Consider the following 17,101-nt stretch of genomic DNA (forward strand, 5'->3'; position numbering starts at 1 on the left):
GCTCCGTCAGGCGGGGGTGGCGGTGAGGTGCAGAGCCTCCAGGCCGCGGATGATGTAGCCGGGCTTCCACGAGGGCTCCTCGCGCAGCTCCAGGCTCACCGTACGGTCCAGCAGCGCCCCGAACGACTCCATCAGCTCGATGCGGGCCAGCGGCGCCCCCAGGCAGAAGTGGATGCCGGCGCCGAAGGAGATGTGCGGGTTGTCGGCCCGCCCCACGTCCAGCCGGTCCGGGTCCTCGAACGCCTCGGGGTCCCGGTTGGCCGAGCCGAACAGCAGCGCCACCTCGGCCCCGCGCGGGATCTCCACCCCGTGGACCTCGATGTCCTCCAGCACCCACCGCTCGAACAGCTGCAGCGGCGTGTCCCAGCGCAGCAGCTCCTCGACGGCGGTGGGCAGCAGCGAGCGGTCGGCGCGCAGCCTGGCCAGCTCCTCCGGGTTCCTGAACAGCGACCACCAGCCGTTGCCTGTGACGTTCACGGTGGCCTCGTGCCCGGCGTTGAGCAGCAGCACGCAGGTGCCGATCAGCTCGTCCTCGGTCAGCTCGGGGATCTGGGCGAGCGCGCTGACCAGGTCGTCGCCGGGGGCGGCGCGGCGGACGCGGGCCAGGTCCCTGAGGTAGCCGGCGAACTCCGAGGCCGCGCGGACGGCGGTGTGCTGCGCCTCGATGCCCGGGTTGAGCTCGTACATGCCGCAGATGTCGGCCGACCAGGGGCGGAGCAGGTGGCGGTCGGCCTCGGGGATGCCGAGCATCTCGGCGATCACGGTGACCGGCAGCGGCTCGGCGACCTCGGCGAGCAGGTCACCCCCGCCCTTCTCCACGAACGTGTCCGCGAGCCCGCCCGCGATGGCCCGCACGCGCGGCCGCAGGGACTCGACCATGCGCGGCGTGAACGCCTTCGACACCAGCCGCCGCAGCCGCGTGTGCACCGGCGGCTCGACGTCCAGCATGCCCGCCCTGATCACCCGCCAGAACGGCTCCTGGAACTCCGGCTCCGGCTGCCTGCCGAACTCCTCGTGCGTGGCCACGTGCAGGTACGACCTGCCCAGGCGACGGTCCCTGAGCAGGGCGTTGACGTCGGCGTGACGGGAGACGAGCCACTGGTCGGTGGGCTCGTAGTAGCTGACGGGCCGCTCGCGCCGCAGCTCGTCGTAGACCGGATAGGGATGGGCTACGAAATCCGGATTCCAGGGGTCAAAGCGCACTATTGCATCTTAGGAGCCTCCGCCTCGTGCTCGACAGCCTCCACCTGCCGCTGCCTGGCGTTCTTGCTCCGCACCCGGATGTTCAGCAACTCCACGACGACCGAGAACGCCATCGCGAAGTAGATGTAGCCCTTCGGGATGTGCTGGTCCAGGCCCTCGGCGACGAGCACCACGCCGATCAGCACCAGGAACGCCAGCGCCAGCATCTTGACGCTCGGGTGCTGGTCCACGAAGCGGCTGATCGGCCCCGAGGCGAACAGCATCACCACGACCGCCACCACCACCGCCGCGACCATCACGCCGAGCTCGTCCACCATGCCGACCGCGGTGATGACCGAGTCCAGCGAGAACACCACGTCAAGGATCATGATCTGCAGGATCACCGACGTGAACGAGGTGACGGCGGCCTTCTTGCCGTCCTTGCCCACCGGGCCGTCCATGGTGTGGCCGATCTCGGTGACGCTCTTGCCCAGCAGGAAGAGCCCGCCGAGCAGCAGGATGAGGTCCCGTCCCGAGATCTCCTGTCCGAGCACCGTGAACAGCGGCTCGGTGAGCTGCACCACCCACGACAGACCGAGCAGCAGGAGCAGCCGGCTGACCAGGGCCGCGGCCAGGCCGAGCACCCGGGCCCTGTCGCGCTGCTCGGGCGGCAGCTTCCCCGCCAGGATGGAGATGAAGATGATGTTGTCGATCCCCAGGACGATCTCCAGGGCGACAAGGGTGAAGAAGCCGATCCACATCTGGGGGTCGGCCACCCAGTCCAACATCCGAACACCTCCGTCAAGCGCGGGCCAACGAACTTTCCGGGCACAACGCGCCAACCACCACAGAAGTTCACGCACTTGCGTTTTGCCGCCAGGTGTCGGTTATAGTGCGGGCGTAGGTCATGAGCGCCAGCGACAAGCCCCGGCTAGCTGGCCGGCAACCCTCGCGTCCGCGGCGGGGTGCCCCGGGTGAAGACCTGGTCCGTCACGAGGTGTGGCGGGCAAGCGCGGGCTCCAAGGTCGCCTCCTGGGGTCCGATGACCCGAGGAGCATTGCTGTGCCCACTCTGACGATCTTCAGCGACGCCGCCGCCCCCGCCGAGGCCCCCGCCGCCGCGACGGAGACCGCCCGGCCCGTCCCCGCCGTGCTCGGGGCCGACCTGGAGGTGCCGGTCAAGGGCGGCCGGCTCGTCCGGTACGCCAACCTCGACTACGCCGCCAGCGCGCCCTGTCTGGAGCCGGTCAGCGCCGCCGTCACCGCCGCGCTCCCGGCCTACTCCAGCGTCCACCGCGGCGCCGGCTACGCCTCCCAGCTCACCACCGCCAGATACGAGCAGGCCCGCCACACCGTACGGGCCTTCGTGGGCGCCCGCCCCTCCGACGCGGTGATCTTCACCCGCAACACCACCGACGCCACCAACCTGCTGGCCCGCTGCCTGCCCGCCGGCACCACCGTCGTCGTCTTCGACACCGAGCACCACGCCGCGCTCCTGCCCTGGCGCGACGCCGTCCGGCTGGCCCCGCCCGCCTTCCCCGGCGAGGCCGTACGCGCCGCCGACGAGGCGCTGGCCGCGATCGACGGGCCCAAGCTGCTCGTCGTCACCGCCGCCTCCAACGTCACCGGCGAGCTGTGGCCGATCGCCGCGCTGGCGCACATCGCGCACCGCCACGGGGCGCGCATCCTGGTGGACGCCGCGCAGCTCGTGCCGCACCGGCAGCTCAACCTGACCGCGCTGGACCTCGACTACGTGGCCTTCTCCGGGCACAAGCTGTACGCGCCGTTCGGCGCCGGGGCGCTCGTGGGGCGCGGGGACTGGCTGGCGGGCGGTGAGCCGTACCTGAAGGGCGGGGGCGCGGTGCGCGCGGTCGGCGAGGCCCCCGAGCGGGCCCCCGAGTGGCACGAGGACCCCGAGCCGCGCCACGAGGCGGGCACCCCCAACGTGCTCGGCGCGATCGCGCTGGCCGCGGCCTGCGACGCGCTCACCGCCACCGGCTGGACGCCGCTGGTGCGCGAGGAGGAGCGGCTGCTCGCGCGGCTCCGCGCCGGGCTGGCCGCCATCGAAGGGGTACGCGAGCTGACGCTGTGGGGGAAGGACCACCCGCGCGTCGGCATCGTCTCGTTCACCGTGGACGGGCACGCGGCGCGGGAGGTGGCCGAGGCGCTCTCCGGCGAGTACGGCATCGGCGTGCGTGACGGCAAGTTCTGCGCGCACCCGTTCGTCCGGCACCTGCTGGGCACGGCCGACGGCGGGTGCGAGGACGGCACGGCCTCGGCCGTACGGGCCTCCATCGGCATCGGGACCACCGAGGAGCACGTGGACCGGCTGGTCGAGGCCCTGCGCGTCATCGTCGGCCGCTGACCGGGGCGGCCGAGCCCCGCGGGTCAGCGCGGGTCAGCGCGGGTCAGCGGTTCGGCGGCTTGCGGTGCTCCGGCTGGTCCTCGGAGACCAGGGCGTCGATGTCGCGCATGTCCTCGTCGTCGAGCCCGCCCGCGTGGGTGCGCGGCGCGGACGGCTGCCGGGGGATCTCCGGCCGCTCGGCAGGCGTCCCCGGCTCCGCGGGCGTCACCGGCTCCTCGGCCCGGCGGCCGGTGCCGACGCCGGCCTCGGAGCCGCCCTGCATGCCGGCGCCCGCTTCCTGGCCGCCCCGCATGCCGGCGCCGGCCGCGTAGGCGCCCTCCGCGCTTCCGGGTCTGACGCCGGTGGTCCTGACGTTGGACGGGCCGGGACCCATGCCGGCGCCGGGCCGGCGCTCGACCAGCTCGTCCTCGGCGACCTGGTGCCTCGCACGGCGCCGGAAGATCGCGCGGAACAGCCCGTCCAGCCCGATCCGCCCGCCGCCGAGCGCCAGGAACAGCAGGCTGAGCGAGCCGAGCGCGGCCGCCAGTTCCCATCCGCCCTCGCCCACGAAGACGCCCTTGTTCCCGTGCACGAAGATGATCGCGCCCAGCATGTTGATCAGCAGCAGCAGCGCCACCGGCCGCACCAGCAGCCCGAGGATGAGGAAGATGCCGCCGACGGTCTCGACCACGCTGGCGTAGCCGGCGGCGGCGCCGGGCATCGGGACCCCCATGTCCCTGAACGCCGCCGTCGTCGCGCCGAGGCCGCCCTGCCACTTCTGCCAGCCGTGCGCCACGAAGATCACGCCGGTGACCACCCTGGCGATCAGGGCCGCAATATCGAACACAACTCTCTTCATGGTGCTTCTCCCCCCGTTCCCCATCTCCTCCCCACGTCCGTCACCTAGTCCCACGAGCCAGGCAAATTCGCACCGATCCTTGACCATCCCCCGCGCTGGATCGCCCTCATGGACGGTGGGAGCATGGCCGTATGACGGAACGTGTGGTCGGGATGGGTGCGGGCGCGAAGGAGCTGGCCACCGAGGACATGATCCTCAACATCGGCCCCCAGCATCCGTCGACGCACGGCGTGCTCCGCCTCCGGCTCACGCTCGACGGCGAGCGCATCGCCACCGCCGAGCCGATCATCGGCTACATGCACCGGGGCGCGGAGAAACTGTTCGAGGTCCGCGACTACCGCCAGATCATCATGCTGGCCAACCGGCACGACTGGCTCGCCGGGTTCGCCAACGAGCTGGGCGTGGTGCTCGCCGCCGAACGCCTGCTCGGCATGGAGCCGCCGGTCCGGGCCGTGTGGGCGCGCACGCTGCTGGCCGAGCTCAACCGGGTGCTGAGCCACCTCATGTTCCTCGGCTCGTACCCGCTGGAGCTGGGCGCGATGACGCCGATCTTCTACTCCTTCAACGAGCGCGAGCGCATCCAGGCCGTCATGGAGGAGATCTCCGGCGGGCGCATGCACTACATGTTCAACCGGGTCGGCGGACTCAAGGAGGACCTGCCGCTGGGCTGGCTGGACCGGGTGTCGGAGGCCGTCGCCGAGACCCGCCGCCGGATGCCGGTCATCGAGGACCTCATCCTGCACAACGAGATCTTCGCCGCCCGCACCAAGGGCGTCGGCGTGCTGACCCGCGAGCAGATCATGCAGTACGGCGTCAGCGGCCCCATCGCCCGCGCCTCCGGCGTGGACCTCGACCTGCGCCGCGACGACCCCTACCTCGCCTACCCCGAGCTGCCGGTCAAGGTCGTCACCCGCGACGCCGGCGACTGCCAGGCCCGCTTCGAGGTGCTGTTCGAGCAGGTCAAGGTCTCGCTGGAGCTGGCCGACGCGTGCGTCGAACGGCTGCGCTCGCTGCCTCCGGGGCCGATCAACCAGCGGCTGCCGAAGGTGCTCAAGGTGCCGGAGGGGCACACGTACGCCTGGACCGAGAACCCGCTCGGCATCAACGGCTACTACCTGGTCTCCAAGGGCGACAAGACGCCGTGGCGGCTCAAGCTGCGCTCGGCCTCCTACAGCAACGTCCAGGTGCTGCGCGAGATGCTGCCCGGCCACCTGGTGGCCGACATGGTCGCCATCCTCGGCTCGATGTTCTTCGTCGTCGGGGACATCGACAAGTAGAGCTCAGGCAGGACGGCGGCCCGCGCTATTGCGGCTGCTGATCCTCGGGGTCCTTCGGCACCCGGCAGGCGTGCTCCAGGTAGAGCGCCGCGACCACCAGCACCACGCACGCCGCGAACGACCCCGTCGCCACGAAGAACTCCGAGCGCGGCGTCTGGCGGTCGAGGATGCCCACCGTGTGGAGCGCGAAGCCGGCGAACCCGCCGCCGAAGGCGGCCCCCGCGTACGCCGACGCCTTGGCGAGCGCCGCCAGCCGGGCCACGGCCAGCGGCTCCACCGGCTTGGTGCCCGGCTTGCGGGCGATCCTGGCCTTGGTGGCCCGCGCGCTGTGGGCCTCGCCGAGCGCCAGCAGCAGCACCGTCGGGATCGCCGTCCACGGCAGGAGCCACGCGATGTCGCCGTAGAAGCGGTGCAGGAAGGCCCAGGTGACCAGCGCGACGGCGACGAGGATGCCGACCAGGTGGGCGGGACGGGTGGGACTCAATCGGGCCTCTGCAACGTCAGGTCGGGCCGCGGCCGCACACCCTGCCGGTCGAGCCCGGCCAGCAGGTCGACCACCCGGCCGCGGCCGGGCACGACGGCCGTGGGGTCGGCCTCCAGCCACGGCACCAGCACGAACGCCCGCTCGTGCGCCCGCGGGTGCGGCAGCGTCAGGTCGGGGTCGTCGCAGACGGTCTCGCCCACGACGATGAGATCGACGTCGAGCGTGCGCGGCCCCCAGCGCTCGGCCCGCACCCGCCCGAAGGCGTTCTCGACGCTGAGCGCCCGCTCCAGCAGGGTGCGCGGCTCCAGCCTGGTCTCGGCGACAACGACCGCGTTGAGGTAGGGGTCCTGCCCCTCGGGGCCGCCCACCGGATCGGTCTCGTAGACCGGGGACGCCTTGACGAATTTCAGGCCCGGCGCGTCGAACAGGGCGTCGACCGCTCCCTGAAGGATCTGGAAGCGATTGCCCAGGTTGCTGCCGAGTGCGATGACGGTCTTCATGGGCGGCTCCGCTCGATCGTCACGATCACGTCGTCGAAGGGCAGCGGGATGGGCGCCGCCGGCTTGTGCACGCTCACCTCGACCTTGCGCACGGGCTCGCGCGCCAGGCACACCTCGGCCAGGCGCTGCGCCAGCGTCTCGATGAGGCGCACGGGCTCGCCCGCCACCACCTGGGCCAGCTCCTCGGCCAGCTCGCCGTAGTGGACGGTCGCCGTGAGGTCGTCGCCGGCCGCGGCCGGCGCGGTGTCGAGGAACAGCGTGGCATCGATGACGAACTCCTGGCCCAGCTCCCGCTCGGCCGCGAGCACGCCGTGCCGCCCGTGGACCCGCAGGCCCTTGAGCGCGATGCGGTCAAGGCTCAAGCTCGCCGTCCTCCTCCTCGTCGTCGTCGCCCTGGAGCACCGGCGAGCCGTGGTGCATCCACAGCCGCCAGCCCTGGGAGGTGCGGAGGTAGACGTTGCTGGCGACCACCTTGCCGGCGGCGAAGCTCGCCTCTCCCTCGTCGCCGGCGGTGAGGATGTTCTCGACGCAGGTGAGCACGGCCACGTCGCCCAGCACGGTCGTGTTGACGTCGGTCAGCACGAACTGGATGTAGGTCGTGTTGGCCATGATCAAGGCCCACGAACGCAGCACCTCGGACCGCCCGGTCAGCAGCGCCCATCCGGGGTGCACGCAGCTCACCTGGTCGTCGGCGGTGTCCTCGGCCCAGATCTCGGTCATCTTGTCGAGGTCACCGCCTTCGATGGCGGTGTAGAACTCCTGGTTGACCGTCTCGATGGCGGCCGTGTCGACGCTCATGTGCCTGCTCCCGCTCGTGTCCATGCGGCGGCCACGCGCACCGCGTCGGCGTTGGGGCCGACCTCGTGCACGCGTACGCACCAAGCGCCCGCCTGAGCCGCCAGGGCGGTCACGGCCAGGGTGGCGTCGTCGCTCCGGCTGAACGGCCGGGGTGTGCCGTCGGGGTCGGCCAGCAGCCGCCCCAGGAACCTCTTGCGCGACGCCCCGATGAGCAGCGGATAGCCCAGCTCGGCCAGCTGGGGGATGCCGGCCAGCAACGCCCAGTTGTGCTCGGCGTTCTTGGCGAAGCCGAGGCCGGGGTCGAGCACGATCTGCTCCTCCGACACGCCCTCGGCCAGCACCAGGCTCACCCGTTTGCTCAGCTCCTCGCGCACCTCGCCGACCACGTCGCGGTAGACGGCCCGGGTGTGCATGTCGTGACTGTGGCCGCGCCAGTGCATCACGACGTAGGAGACGCCGGTCGCCGCCACCACGCGCGGCATCTCCGGATCGGCCAGCCCGCCGCTGACGTCGTTGACCAGCCGCGCGCCGGCGTCGACCGCGGCCCGCGCCACCTCGGCGCGCATGGTGTCGACGCTGACGGCCACGCCCTCGGCGGCCAGCGCCCTGATCACCGGGACGACCCGCGCCAGCTCCTCCTCCAGCGACACCCTGGCCGCGCCGGGACGGGTGGACTCGCCGCCCACGTCGACGAGGTCGGCCCCCTCATCGACCAGCTCGAAGCCGTGCCTGATCGCGGCCGCCTCGTCGAACCAGAGGCCGCCGTCGGAGAAGGAGTCGGGGGTCACGTTGACCACGCCCATGACGAGACACCGCTCCGCCCCTCCCGGCACGCTGATGGGCATGCTAGTCATGGGCCAAGCCTAGGCGTTCCACCACACCTGCTGACATCGCGGGTCCCCAGTTGTGGATAAGGATGACTCACCTGCCGAGGATGAGCGCCATCGCCTCGGACCGGGTCTTGTCGCTCGTGCGGAAGTCGCCGCGGACCGCCGAGGTCACGGTCTTGGCGCCCGGCTTGCGCACTCCGCGCATGGTCATGCACAGGTGCTCGCACTCGACGACCACGATCACGCCGCGCGGCTCCAGCACCCGCATCAGCGCGTCGGCGATCTGGGACGTCATGCGCTCCTGCACCTGCGGCCGGCGGGCGAAGACGTCCACCAGCCTGGCCAGCTTGGACAGGCCCGTCACCTGGCCCCGCTGGTTGGGGATGTAGCCGACGTGGGCCAGGCCGTGGAACGGGACCAGGTGGTGCTCGCAGGTCGAGTAGACCTCGATGTCCCTGACGAGCACCATCTCGTCGTGATCGACGTCGAACACCTTGTTGAGCACGTCCTCAGGCGTCTGGCCGAGGCCGGAGAACTGCTCGGCCATCGCCCTGGCCACGCGGGCGGGGGTCTCGACCAGGCCGTCGCGGTCGGGGTCCTCGCCGATGGCGGCGAGGATCTCGCGGACGGCCTTCTCGATGCGGGCGAGGTCGACGTCGTGCTGTGTCACAAAGTGCTCCGGTGGTGCTTGCTTCAGACGCCGTCGCCGCCGGCCGGCAGCGCGTCCTGGTGGCCGCCGGTCAGCGAGCCGTTGGCCGACTGCTTCTCCTTCGGCGTCAGGATGGGCGGCCGGTCGGAGGGCAGGCGCTTGCCGTATCCCGCGTAGGACGGACGGTGCTCCCTGACGACCACCGGCGCGAAGATCTCCAGGACCTGCTGGCGGGAGAGCGTCTCCTTCTCCATCAGCTCAAGGACCAGGTTGTCGAGCACGTCGCGGTATTCGACCAGGATGTCCCACGCCTGGTCGTGCGCCGTCTCGATCATCCGGCGGACCTCCTCGTCGATCGTGGAGGCGATCTTCTCGGAGTAGTCGCGCTCGTGGCCCATCTCGCGGCCGAGGAACACCTCGGCCTGGCCGGTGCCGAACTTGCGGGCGCCGAGCTGCTCGCTCATGCCGTATTCGGTCACCATGCGGCGGGCGACCGCCGTGGCCTTCTCGATGTCGTTGGAGGCGCCGGTGGTGGGCTCGTGGAAGACGAGCTCCTCCGCCGCGCGGCCGCCGAGCAGCATCGCGAGCTGGTCCATCATCTCGGACCTGGTGGCGAGGAACTTGTCCTCCATCGGCAGCGTCATCGTGTAGCCGAGCGCGCGGCCGCGGGACAGGATCGTGATCTTGTGCACCGGGTCCGAGTTGGGCAGCGCGTGCGCCACCAGCGCGTGACCGCCCTCGTGGTAGGCGATCATCTTCTTCTCCTTGTCGGACATGACCCGCGACTTGCGCTCGGGCCCTGCCATGACACGGTCGATCGACTCCTCGAGGAGCTCCATCGTGATCAGCTTCTGGTCGGCCCGCGCGGTGAGCAGGGCGGCCTCGTTGATCACGTTGGCCAGGTCGGCGCCGGTGAACCCGGGGGTGCGGCGGGCGATGGTGTCGAGGTCGACGTCGGGAGCGAACGGCTTGCCCCGGCCGTGGACCTTGAGGATGCCCTTGCGGCCCTCCAGGTCGGGACGGTCGACGGTGACCTGCCGGTCGAAACGACCGGGACGCAGCAGCGCCGGGTCGAGGATGTCGGGCCGGTTGGTCGCGGCGATGAGGATCACGCCGCCCTTGACGTCGAAGCCGTCCATCTCGACGAGGAGCTGGTTGAGCGTCTGCTCGCGCTCGTCGTGACCGCCGCCGAGGCCGGCGCCGCGGTGACGGCCGACCGCGTCGATCTCGTCAATGAAGATGATCGCCGGGGCGTTGGCCTTCGCCTGCTCGAACAGGTCACGCACGCGGGAGGCGCCGACGCCGACGAACATCTCGACGAAGTCGGAGCCGGAGATCGAGTAGAACGGCACGCCCGCCTCGCCCGCGACCGCGCGGGCCAGCAGGGTCTTGCCGGTGCCGGGCGGGCCGTAGAGCAGCACGCCCTTGGGGATCTTGGCGCCGATCGCCTGGAACTTGGCCGGGGCCTGCAGGAACTCCTTGATCTCCTGGAGCTCCTCGATGGCCTCGTCGGCCCCCGCGACGTCGGCGAAGGTGGTCTTGGGGGTGTCCTTGGTGATGAGCTTGGCCTTCGACTTGCCGAAGTTCATCACCCGCGAGCCGCCACCCTGCATCTGGTTCATGATGAACAGGAAGATCAGCACGATGATGACGATCGGCAGGAAGCTCACCAGGATGCTCACCAGGAGGTTCTCCTGGGGCACCTCGGTGGTGAAACTGTCGGTGCGCTTGGCGTCGACCTGCGCCTGGAGCTCGTCGGTCAGCTTGCTGCCGTAACCCGTGACCCAGTAGGCCTGGACCAGCTTGGTGGGTTGGTCGCCCTTCCGCACCGTGACGGGGTTCTTCAGCGTCACCTCGATGCGGTTGTCCTTGTCGACGACCTTGGCGTTGCTGACATTGCCGGCGCGAATCTGCTGGAGCACCAGGGACGTGTCGGCCTGCTTGAAGTTTCCGCCGCCACTCCACAGTTGGGTGACGAGCAGGAGCAGCACGACGATGCCCAGGATCCACAGCAGTGGCCCACGTGTAAATCGCTTGAGATCCATCCGATGCGGAACCCCTTGCGGGCCCGTCCCTTCCTGACCATGGCCTGGAACCCCGGGCACGCCCGGGGCCGCGGCATCCGGCACCGCGACTTCTGACTACCCGAAGGGGACGCAAGGTCACCCTTCCGGAGTCTGAAGGTACACCGGCAGAGCAGGCGGAGGGACCGCCCGCTGCACCGGCCTTGCCCTATCAACGTACGTCACGTTGCGCGATGTTCCCGGCCATGGCAAGAGGGAACACTTAAGGTTCTATCGGTAAACGTGGGGCGCGAGAGTGCCGATGAACGGCAGGTTGCGGTAACGCTCGGCGTAGTCCAGCCCATAACCGATGACGAACTCGCTGGGAATGTCGAAGCCCACGTATTTGACGTCGATGGGCACCTTCACGGCGTCGGGTTTGCGCAGCGCGGTGCAGATCTCCAGCGAGGCGGGATTGCGCGACTTCAGGTTCTCCAGCAGCCAGTGCAGCGTCAGCCCCGAGTCGATGATGTCCTCGACGATCAGCACATGGCGGTCGAGGATGTCGGTGTCCAGGTCTTTCAGCACGCGGACGACCCCGGATGACCTGGTGCCCGCGCCGTAGGACGACACCGCCATCCAGTCCATCTGCACCGGCACGTGCAAGGCCCTGGCCAGGTCGGCCATCACCATGACGGCGCCCTTGAGCACGCCCACGAGCAGGATGTCCTTGCCCGCGTAGTCGTCGTCGATGCGCCCGGCCAGCTCTTTGATCCTGGCCTGGAGATCGTCCTCGGAGATGAGCACTTTCTCCAGGTCATTGCCCATGTCGGCAGCGTCCACCTGTGGTTCCTTAGGTGTGGGGACTCTTGGCGAGAACCAGGGTGCCATACCGCCGCGCGGCGCTCAGACCCCCGGGCAGGTCGGCCGGCTTCTGCCCGTGCCACCGTGTGACCAGCCGGTCCACGGCCATCACGTGCGTCGCCGAGAGCGCCCCCGAGGGCGCTCCCGCGGCGATGGCCGCCCGGCGCAGCACCCGCCGCCTTACGGCGTCCGGCAGCCGCTCCAGCTCCGCCACGGAGAGGGTCACGAACCCGTCGATATCGCTTAGAGCGCAATCCTGGTAGGCCGAGCCGGCCCATTCGTCGAGCGCGTCGGCGTCCTCGCGGGCCAGCCTGGCGGTCCGCGCGAGCGCGTCCGCCACCCCCGGCCCGAGCTCCTCCTCCAGCACGGGCAGCACCCGGCGGCGGACGCGGACCCGGGTGTAGCGGGGGTCCTCGTTGTGGGGGTCGTCCCATGGGTCGAGGCGGAGCGCCTTGCAGGCCGCCACCGTGGTGGCCCTCGGCAGGTCGAGAAAGGGGCGGCGGTAACGACCGGCCCGTGCCGCCATCCCGGACAGCGAACGCGGCCCGCTCCCCCTGGCCAGCCCGAGCAGCACGGTCTCGGCCTGGTCGTCCCTGGTGTGACCGAGCAGCACGGCCGCGGCGCCGTGCCGGTCGGCGGCGGCGGCGAGCGCGGCGTAACGGGCCTCCCTGGCCGCCGCCTCGGGACCGCCCGCCGTGCCCACCGTGACGGTGAGGACCTCGGCCGGGGCCAGCCCCAGCCGCTCCCCCTGGGCGGCGACCGCCCGCGCCCGCTCTCCCGAGCCCTCCTGGAGCCGGTGGTCGACGGTGAGCAGCCCGCCGCGCAGCCCGGCGCGCCCGGCGGTGAACGCCAGCGCCGCGGCCAGCGCGGTCGAGTCGGCCCCGCCGCTGCACGCCGCCAGCACCAGGGACCCGCGCGGCAGATCGGCGATCGCCTCCCGCACGGCCCTGCGGACGTCGGCTACGGCTGGATGGGGACCCACGATCTCCATTGTCGCGGGCCAGGACCCGTGGCGGGTCAGGCGGGCAGGGCCGGGGTGCCGATCACGCGGTCGATCCACGAGCCGGGGTCGGCGATCTCCTGGGTGGTCGGCAGGGTGTCGGAGCTGGTCCAGATCTTGTTGAAGCCGTCCATGCCCACGCGGCCGACGACCGTGTGGACGAAGGCCGAGCCCTCGGCGTACTGCTTCATCTTGACCTCGATGCCGAGCAGCCGGCGCACGGTGCGGTCGAGGCGGGAGCCGCCCTCGCGGCGATGCGCGAACTTGCCGCGGATCTCGGCCACCGACGGCACCACGGACGGGCCGACGGCGTCCATCACGTAGTCGCCGTGCCCCTCCACGAGGGTCATCACGGCCGTGAGCCGGTCGAGGATGGCCTTCTGGGCGGGCGACTGGATGACGTCGATGAGGTTGCCCTCGCCGCCCCGCACCACGTCGGCCACGGTGTCGGCGGCGCCGCGCAGGCGTTCGAGCAGCGTGGGAAGATCGAGGTCGGAGGCGAGCAGGAACTCGGTCATCTGCGAGCGGACGTACTCGCGCAGCCAGGGCACGCCGGTGAACTGCACGCGGTGGGTCTCCTCGTGCAGGCACACCCACAGCCGGAAGTCGTGCGGGTCGACGCCCATCTCGCGCTCGGCGTGGACGATGTTGGGCGCGACGAGCGTCAGCCGCCCCGCCGGCTCCTGGCCGGTCGGGTCGGGCGGCAGGAACAGCTCGTACTGGCCCAGCACGCGCGAGGCGAGGAAGGCCAGCACCGCGCCGACCTCGACGCCGGTGATGCGCGAGCCCACGGCGGTGACGATGGCGGGCGGCGGGTTGGCGCTGTTGCTCACGCGATCGGTCAACGGTTCGAGCACCACGCGGAAGCCCTCGACGTTGGCCCTGATCCAGCCGGGCCGGTCCACGATGGTGGCCGGCTGCGGCGCGGTCTCGGTGTGAATCTTGGTGAACTCGCGTACGTGCCCCTCGGCCTCACGGGACAGGGTGCGGAGCTCGGTGACGGCCTGCCTGGCCTCCTCCCGGCTCACTTGAGGACCGGGGCGCACGAGGCGCGTGCCGGTCGTGACGGCCAGATCCCAGTCGATCACCTGCATACCGTCCACCGTACGTGCTTCCGGTCAAGACCGCGCGACGATGGCCGCGAGCCGGTCGAGCACGGGCTCGGCGTTGATCGGCACCTGGTCGGCCAGGAAGGCGAAGGTGACCAGCCGGCCGTCCTTCGTGGTGGCCAGCCCGGCCAGGGTGTTGACGTTGTTGAGCGTGCCGGTCTTGGCGCGTACGAGGCCCACCTGGCCGCGGCTGTCGCGGCCGGTGAAGCGGCGGCCGTTGCCGAGGGTGCCGGAGAAGCCCGCGATCGGCATGCCGGAGGCGACCGCGTGCAGGTCGGGCGAGGCCGGCGAGCCCGCCATGGCCACCAGCTTGGCGAGGGCGGCGGCGCTGATGCGGTTGCGGGTGGACAGGCCGCTGGCGTCGGACAGCGCGACGCCCTGGGCGGCGCCGAGCCGCTGGAGCACCGCGATGGTCGCCTTCGCCCCGCCCTCGAACGACGCCGGCTGCCCCTCCTTGATCGCCACGTGCCGGGCGAGGGCCTCGGCCAAGTCGTTGTCGCTGTGCGTCAGGGTGTGCTCGACCAGCGCGTAGACGGGCGCGGAGTCGACCCGGCCCAGCTCGGCGGCCCCGGCGGGGGCCTTGCCCGGCCGGACCGTCCTCGCCACCGCGATCCCTTGTCCGCCGAGCAGCCGGGCGAAGGCCGCGGCGGCGTGGGCGGGCGGGTTCGAGACGCGGGGGGTGTTGGAGCGCGGGTTCTGGCGGCCCTCGTCGATGGCGAGCGCGTGGACGGGGGCCACGTTTCCCTCGGGGATGTAGCCGGGCTTCCAGCCGGGGGCCGTGGCGGGGCCGGTGAACAGGGACGTGTCGTAGGTGAGGGTGACCTTCTTCACGTTCCTGGTCTTGAGCGCGGCGGCCGTACGGGCGGCCAGGGTGGCGAGGCTCGCCTGCTTCGGGTAGCCCGGCCGGGCGGAAGGGCCGGCCAGCAGCGGGTCGCCGCCGCCGACGAGCACGACCGCGTCGGGCCGCGCGCCCTGCACCACGCGGGTGGACAGCCGGGCGTCGGGACCGAGGGAGGCCAGCGCCGCGGCGCAGGTCACGATCTTCGTGGTGGAGGCGGGCGTGACCGGGGTGTCGGCGTTCGCCGCGAAGATCCGCTCGCCGGTCGCCGCGTCGAGGACGACCGCGCCCACCCGTTTGCCGAGCGCTTCGTCACCCAGCGCGTCGGTGAGCTGTCGCGTCAAAGTACCCTTGGTCGGGAGAGGTCCGCCTCCTGACTTCACCGAAAGCTGGGCCAGCACCGGCCCCGAGGTGACCACGGGGGCGGGAGGAGGAGACCCTTCCGGCTTCGGCTCGGCCGGTGCCGTCTGCCTCGTCAGCGCGCCCAGGCTGAAGCCGGTGGTCATCGCGTACACGCCGGTGACGACCGTCAGCACCTGGAGCACGGCGAGAGTGGCCAGCATCACCAACCGGTCGTGCCGCGCCACGTCGCCTGCCCTCTCTCCTGTGTTCGCCTAGAGACATTAACGCCCGCCCGGGGGTGCCCGGGGGGTTGAGCGGAGGAACCGCGGTGGAGTTCGACGTTGTCGTTGAGATTCCCAAGGGGCAACGGAACAAGTACGAAGTGGACCACGAAACCGGGAAGATCAGGCTCGACCGGCTGCTGTTCACCTCCACGCAGTACCCCGCCGACTACGGCTTCATCGAGAACACCCTCGGCGAGGACGGCGACCCGCTGGACGCCCTGGTCCTGCTCCAGGAGCCGACGTTCCCCGGCTGCTACATCACCTGCCGGGCCGTCGGCATGTTCCGCATGACCGACGAGAAGGGCGGCGACGACAAGGTCCTGTGCGTGCCCGCCACCGACCCGCGGATGCACCACATTCAGGACATCCACCACGTCTCGGAGTTCGACCGGCTGGAGATCCAGCACTTCTTCGAGGTCTACAAGGACCTGGAGCCCGGCAAGTCCGTCGAGGGCGCCAACTGGGTCGGCCGCGCCGAGGCCGAGGCCGAGATCGAGCGCTCCTTCCAGCGGCTCAAGGAGTCCGGCGGGCATCACTGAGCATCCACAGGGCGCGCTCACAGGGGCCTGGTGGCGCCCACCAGGTCCCCTCGCCAGATGGACGCCACCCGCACCACGTCGCCGGTCTGCGGTGCGTGCACCATCAGGCCGCGGCCCACATAGATCCCGACATGGTGGATCGTGCCGGGGTCGCTCGTGACGTGCGCGAAGAACAGCAGGTCACCGCGGCGTAGCTGGTCGAGCGGGACGTGCGGGCCGGCCGTCCACTGGGTGCCCGTCCAGTGGTCGAGCGCGACGCCGGCCCGCTCCCACGCGCGCATGGTCAGGCCCGAGCAGTCGAAGGTCGCCGGGCCGTCGGCCGCCCACACGTACGGCTTGCCGAGCTGGGTGAGCGCCCAGTCGGCCGCCACGTCGCCCATCGCCGAGCCCCCGGTGATCAGCCCGGCGGCGGAGGCGGCCCAGGCCCGCCGCCTGGCCAGCAGGTCGGCCCTGGTGCGGGCGGCGTCGACCCGGCGTTGCAGGCGGTGCTCGCGCACCCGCAGCGCCCTCGTCTCGCGGCGCTGGCTCGCCACCGCCGCACCGGCGGCCTCCTTCGCCTCGCGGACGCGCTCGGTCATGGCCTGCTGCTCCGCCCGCGCCTCGGCCGCCTGCGTACGCAGGATCGCGGCCACCTGCTGGGCGTCGCGCAGCCGGGCGAGCATCGCCGCCCGTTCGTCGCTGAGCCGGCCGAGCAGGCCCGCGCGGTGCAGCGCGCCCTCGTCGTCGCCGTGGTCGGTGAGCAGGCCCAGGATCGGCCCCATCGGGCCGAGGCCGCCGTACGCCTCGGCGGCGAGCAGCGCGACCGGCTGCCTGGCCCGCTCGACCTCGGCGTCGGCGGCGGTCAGGCGCGCCTCGGTCTGGCGGGCCTTCTCCTCGGCGGCGCGCAGGCGTACCAGTTGGCCGTTGTACGCCTCGACCAGGCGCTCGACGTCGGCGGCCAGGGTGGCGAGCCTGGACTGGGCCGTGGCCAGCCTGGCGCTGGTGGTCGCGAGGGCGCGGGAGCGTTCGCGTACGGCCTGGCGGGCCTTGCGGACGTCGTGCGTGCTGGGGCGCGGCTCGGGGTGGGCGGGCGGGCACAGGGCGACCAGAAGGCAGCTCGCCAGCAGCGCTGCCTGAATCGTGCGCATAGGTCCCCCCAGAAACGGATGGTCACTCTATGCACACGATTCCCACCGGTTTCGCTCACGTAACGTGACGAAG

General features: G+C 71.4%; 18 protein-coding genes and 1 riboswitch. Of the genes, 3 read left to right on the forward strand and 15 right to left on the reverse strand.

Annotated elements, in window-relative coordinates; translation table 11 throughout:
• Positions 1-6: 6 nt before the first annotated feature.
• The gene (locus Nocox_RS41115) at positions 7-1,203 is read right to left on the reverse strand and encodes a cytochrome P450 (protein ID WP_020540834.1); all 1,197 of its coding nucleotides are present in this window, start codon (positions 1,201-1,203) and stop codon (positions 7-9) included.
• On the reverse strand, positions 1,203-1,970 hold the full coding sequence (locus Nocox_RS41120) for a TerC family protein (RefSeq protein ID WP_020540835.1): 768 nt from the start codon (positions 1,968-1,970) through the stop codon (positions 1,203-1,205). The genes Nocox_RS41115 and Nocox_RS41120 overlap by 1 nt, the downstream gene beginning before the upstream one ends.
• 115 nt (positions 1,971-2,085) lie before the next feature.
• A riboswitch (SAM riboswitch) is annotated at positions 2,086-2,201 on the forward strand.
• A gap of 43 nt (positions 2,202-2,244) precedes the next feature.
• On the opposite strand from Nocox_RS41120, the gene Nocox_RS41125 reads away from it, so the two are divergent.
• A complete protein-coding gene (locus tag Nocox_RS41125; protein WP_020540836.1) occupies positions 2,245-3,546 on the forward strand; it encodes an aminotransferase class V-fold PLP-dependent enzyme in 1,302 nt (433 codons plus the stop codon).
• A 43-nt stretch (positions 3,547-3,589) separates the two neighbouring features.
• Here the strand turns inward: Nocox_RS41125 and Nocox_RS41130 are convergent, their stop codons facing one another.
• Positions 3,590-4,384, reverse strand: coding sequence for a DoxX family protein (locus Nocox_RS41130; RefSeq protein ID WP_085995980.1), 795 nt, complete (start codon positions 4,382-4,384; stop codon positions 3,590-3,592).
• Between the two features lie 131 nt (positions 4,385-4,515).
• Here Nocox_RS41130 and Nocox_RS41135 point away from each other — a divergent pair, with 131 nt between their 5' ends.
• On the forward strand, positions 4,516-5,661 hold the full coding sequence (locus Nocox_RS41135) for an NADH-quinone oxidoreductase subunit D (protein ID WP_020540838.1): 1,146 nt from the start codon (positions 4,516-4,518) through the stop codon (positions 5,659-5,661).
• Positions 5,662-5,686: 25 nt separating this feature from the next.
• Here Nocox_RS41135 and Nocox_RS41140 read toward each other — a convergent pair whose 3' ends face one another.
• From Nocox_RS41140 to dacB, 11 genes are all read right to left on the reverse strand, one after another.
• Positions 5,687-6,145, reverse strand: a complete 459-nt coding sequence (locus Nocox_RS41140) for a DUF3180 domain-containing protein (protein ID WP_020540839.1) — start codon at positions 6,143-6,145, stop codon at positions 5,687-5,689.
• Positions 6,142-6,645 carry a 2-amino-4-hydroxy-6-hydroxymethyldihydropteridine diphosphokinase gene (gene folK / locus Nocox_RS41145; RefSeq protein ID WP_020540840.1) on the reverse strand — a complete coding sequence of 168 codons (504 nt, stop codon included), beginning with the start codon at positions 6,643-6,645 and terminating at the stop codon, positions 6,142-6,144. Before folK ends, Nocox_RS41140 begins: the two co-directional genes overlap by 4 nt.
• Complete coding sequence (folB, locus tag Nocox_RS41150; protein WP_020540841.1) at positions 6,642-7,007, reverse strand: dihydroneopterin aldolase; 366 nt, start codon at positions 7,005-7,007, stop codon at positions 6,642-6,644. The genes folK and folB overlap by 4 nt, the downstream gene beginning before the upstream one ends.
• Positions 6,997-7,443 carry a nuclear transport factor 2 family protein gene (locus tag Nocox_RS41155; RefSeq protein ID WP_020540842.1) on the reverse strand — a complete coding sequence of 149 codons (447 nt, stop codon included), beginning with the start codon at positions 7,441-7,443 and terminating at the stop codon, positions 6,997-6,999. The genes folB and Nocox_RS41155 overlap by 11 nt, the downstream gene beginning before the upstream one ends.
• Complete coding sequence (folP, locus tag Nocox_RS41160) at positions 7,440-8,297, reverse strand: dihydropteroate synthase (RefSeq protein WP_033408000.1); 858 nt, start codon at positions 8,295-8,297, stop codon at positions 7,440-7,442. The genes Nocox_RS41155 and folP overlap by 4 nt, the downstream gene beginning before the upstream one ends.
• 67 nt (positions 8,298-8,364) lie before the next feature.
• Positions 8,365-8,970: a GTP cyclohydrolase I FolE gene (folE, locus tag Nocox_RS41165; RefSeq protein ID WP_051112430.1), complete on the reverse strand. Its 606-nt coding sequence runs from the start codon at positions 8,968-8,970 to the stop codon at positions 8,365-8,367.
• On the reverse strand, positions 8,967-10,967 hold the full coding sequence (ftsH, locus tag Nocox_RS41170) for an ATP-dependent zinc metalloprotease FtsH (protein WP_033408001.1): 2,001 nt from the start codon (positions 10,965-10,967) through the stop codon (positions 8,967-8,969). Before ftsH ends, folE begins: the two co-directional genes overlap by 4 nt.
• Positions 10,968-11,216: 249 nt before the next feature.
• Positions 11,217-11,768 carry a hypoxanthine phosphoribosyltransferase gene (hpt, locus tag Nocox_RS41175; RefSeq protein ID WP_020540847.1) on the reverse strand — a complete coding sequence of 184 codons (552 nt, stop codon included), beginning with the start codon at positions 11,766-11,768 and terminating at the stop codon, positions 11,217-11,219.
• 10 nt (positions 11,769-11,778) lie between these two features.
• Positions 11,779-12,774, reverse strand: a complete 996-nt coding sequence (gene tilS / locus Nocox_RS41180; protein WP_026213863.1) for a tRNA lysidine(34) synthetase TilS — start codon at positions 12,772-12,774, stop codon at positions 11,779-11,781.
• A 32-nt stretch (positions 12,775-12,806) separates the two neighbouring features.
• Positions 12,807-13,883: a zinc-dependent metalloprotease gene (locus Nocox_RS41185; RefSeq protein ID WP_020540849.1), complete on the reverse strand. Its 1,077-nt coding sequence runs from the start codon at positions 13,881-13,883 to the stop codon at positions 12,807-12,809.
• Positions 13,884-13,907: 24 nt separating this feature from the next.
• Positions 13,908-15,323 (reverse strand): D-alanyl-D-alanine carboxypeptidase/D-alanyl-D-alanine endopeptidase, encoded by a 1,416-nt coding sequence (gene dacB, locus Nocox_RS41190; protein WP_020540850.1) that lies wholly within the window; start codon positions 15,321-15,323, stop codon positions 13,908-13,910.
• 83 nt (positions 15,324-15,406) lie between these two features.
• On the opposite strand from dacB, the gene Nocox_RS41195 reads away from it, so the two are divergent.
• Positions 15,407-15,901, forward strand: coding sequence for an inorganic diphosphatase (locus Nocox_RS41195; RefSeq protein WP_020540851.1), 495 nt, complete (start codon positions 15,407-15,409; stop codon positions 15,899-15,901).
• 17 nt (positions 15,902-15,918) lie between these two features.
• Here the strand turns inward: Nocox_RS41195 and Nocox_RS43870 are convergent, their stop codons facing one another.
• On the reverse strand, positions 15,919-17,028 hold the full coding sequence (locus Nocox_RS43870) for a C40 family peptidase (RefSeq protein ID WP_020540852.1): 1,110 nt from the start codon (positions 17,026-17,028) through the stop codon (positions 15,919-15,921).
• Between the last annotated feature and the right edge of the window lie 73 nt (positions 17,029-17,101).

It is taken from the genome of Nonomuraea coxensis DSM 45129, from assembly GCF_019397265.1.
Taxonomy (GTDB): Bacteria; Actinomycetota; Actinomycetes; order Streptosporangiales; family Streptosporangiaceae; genus Nonomuraea; species Nonomuraea coxensis.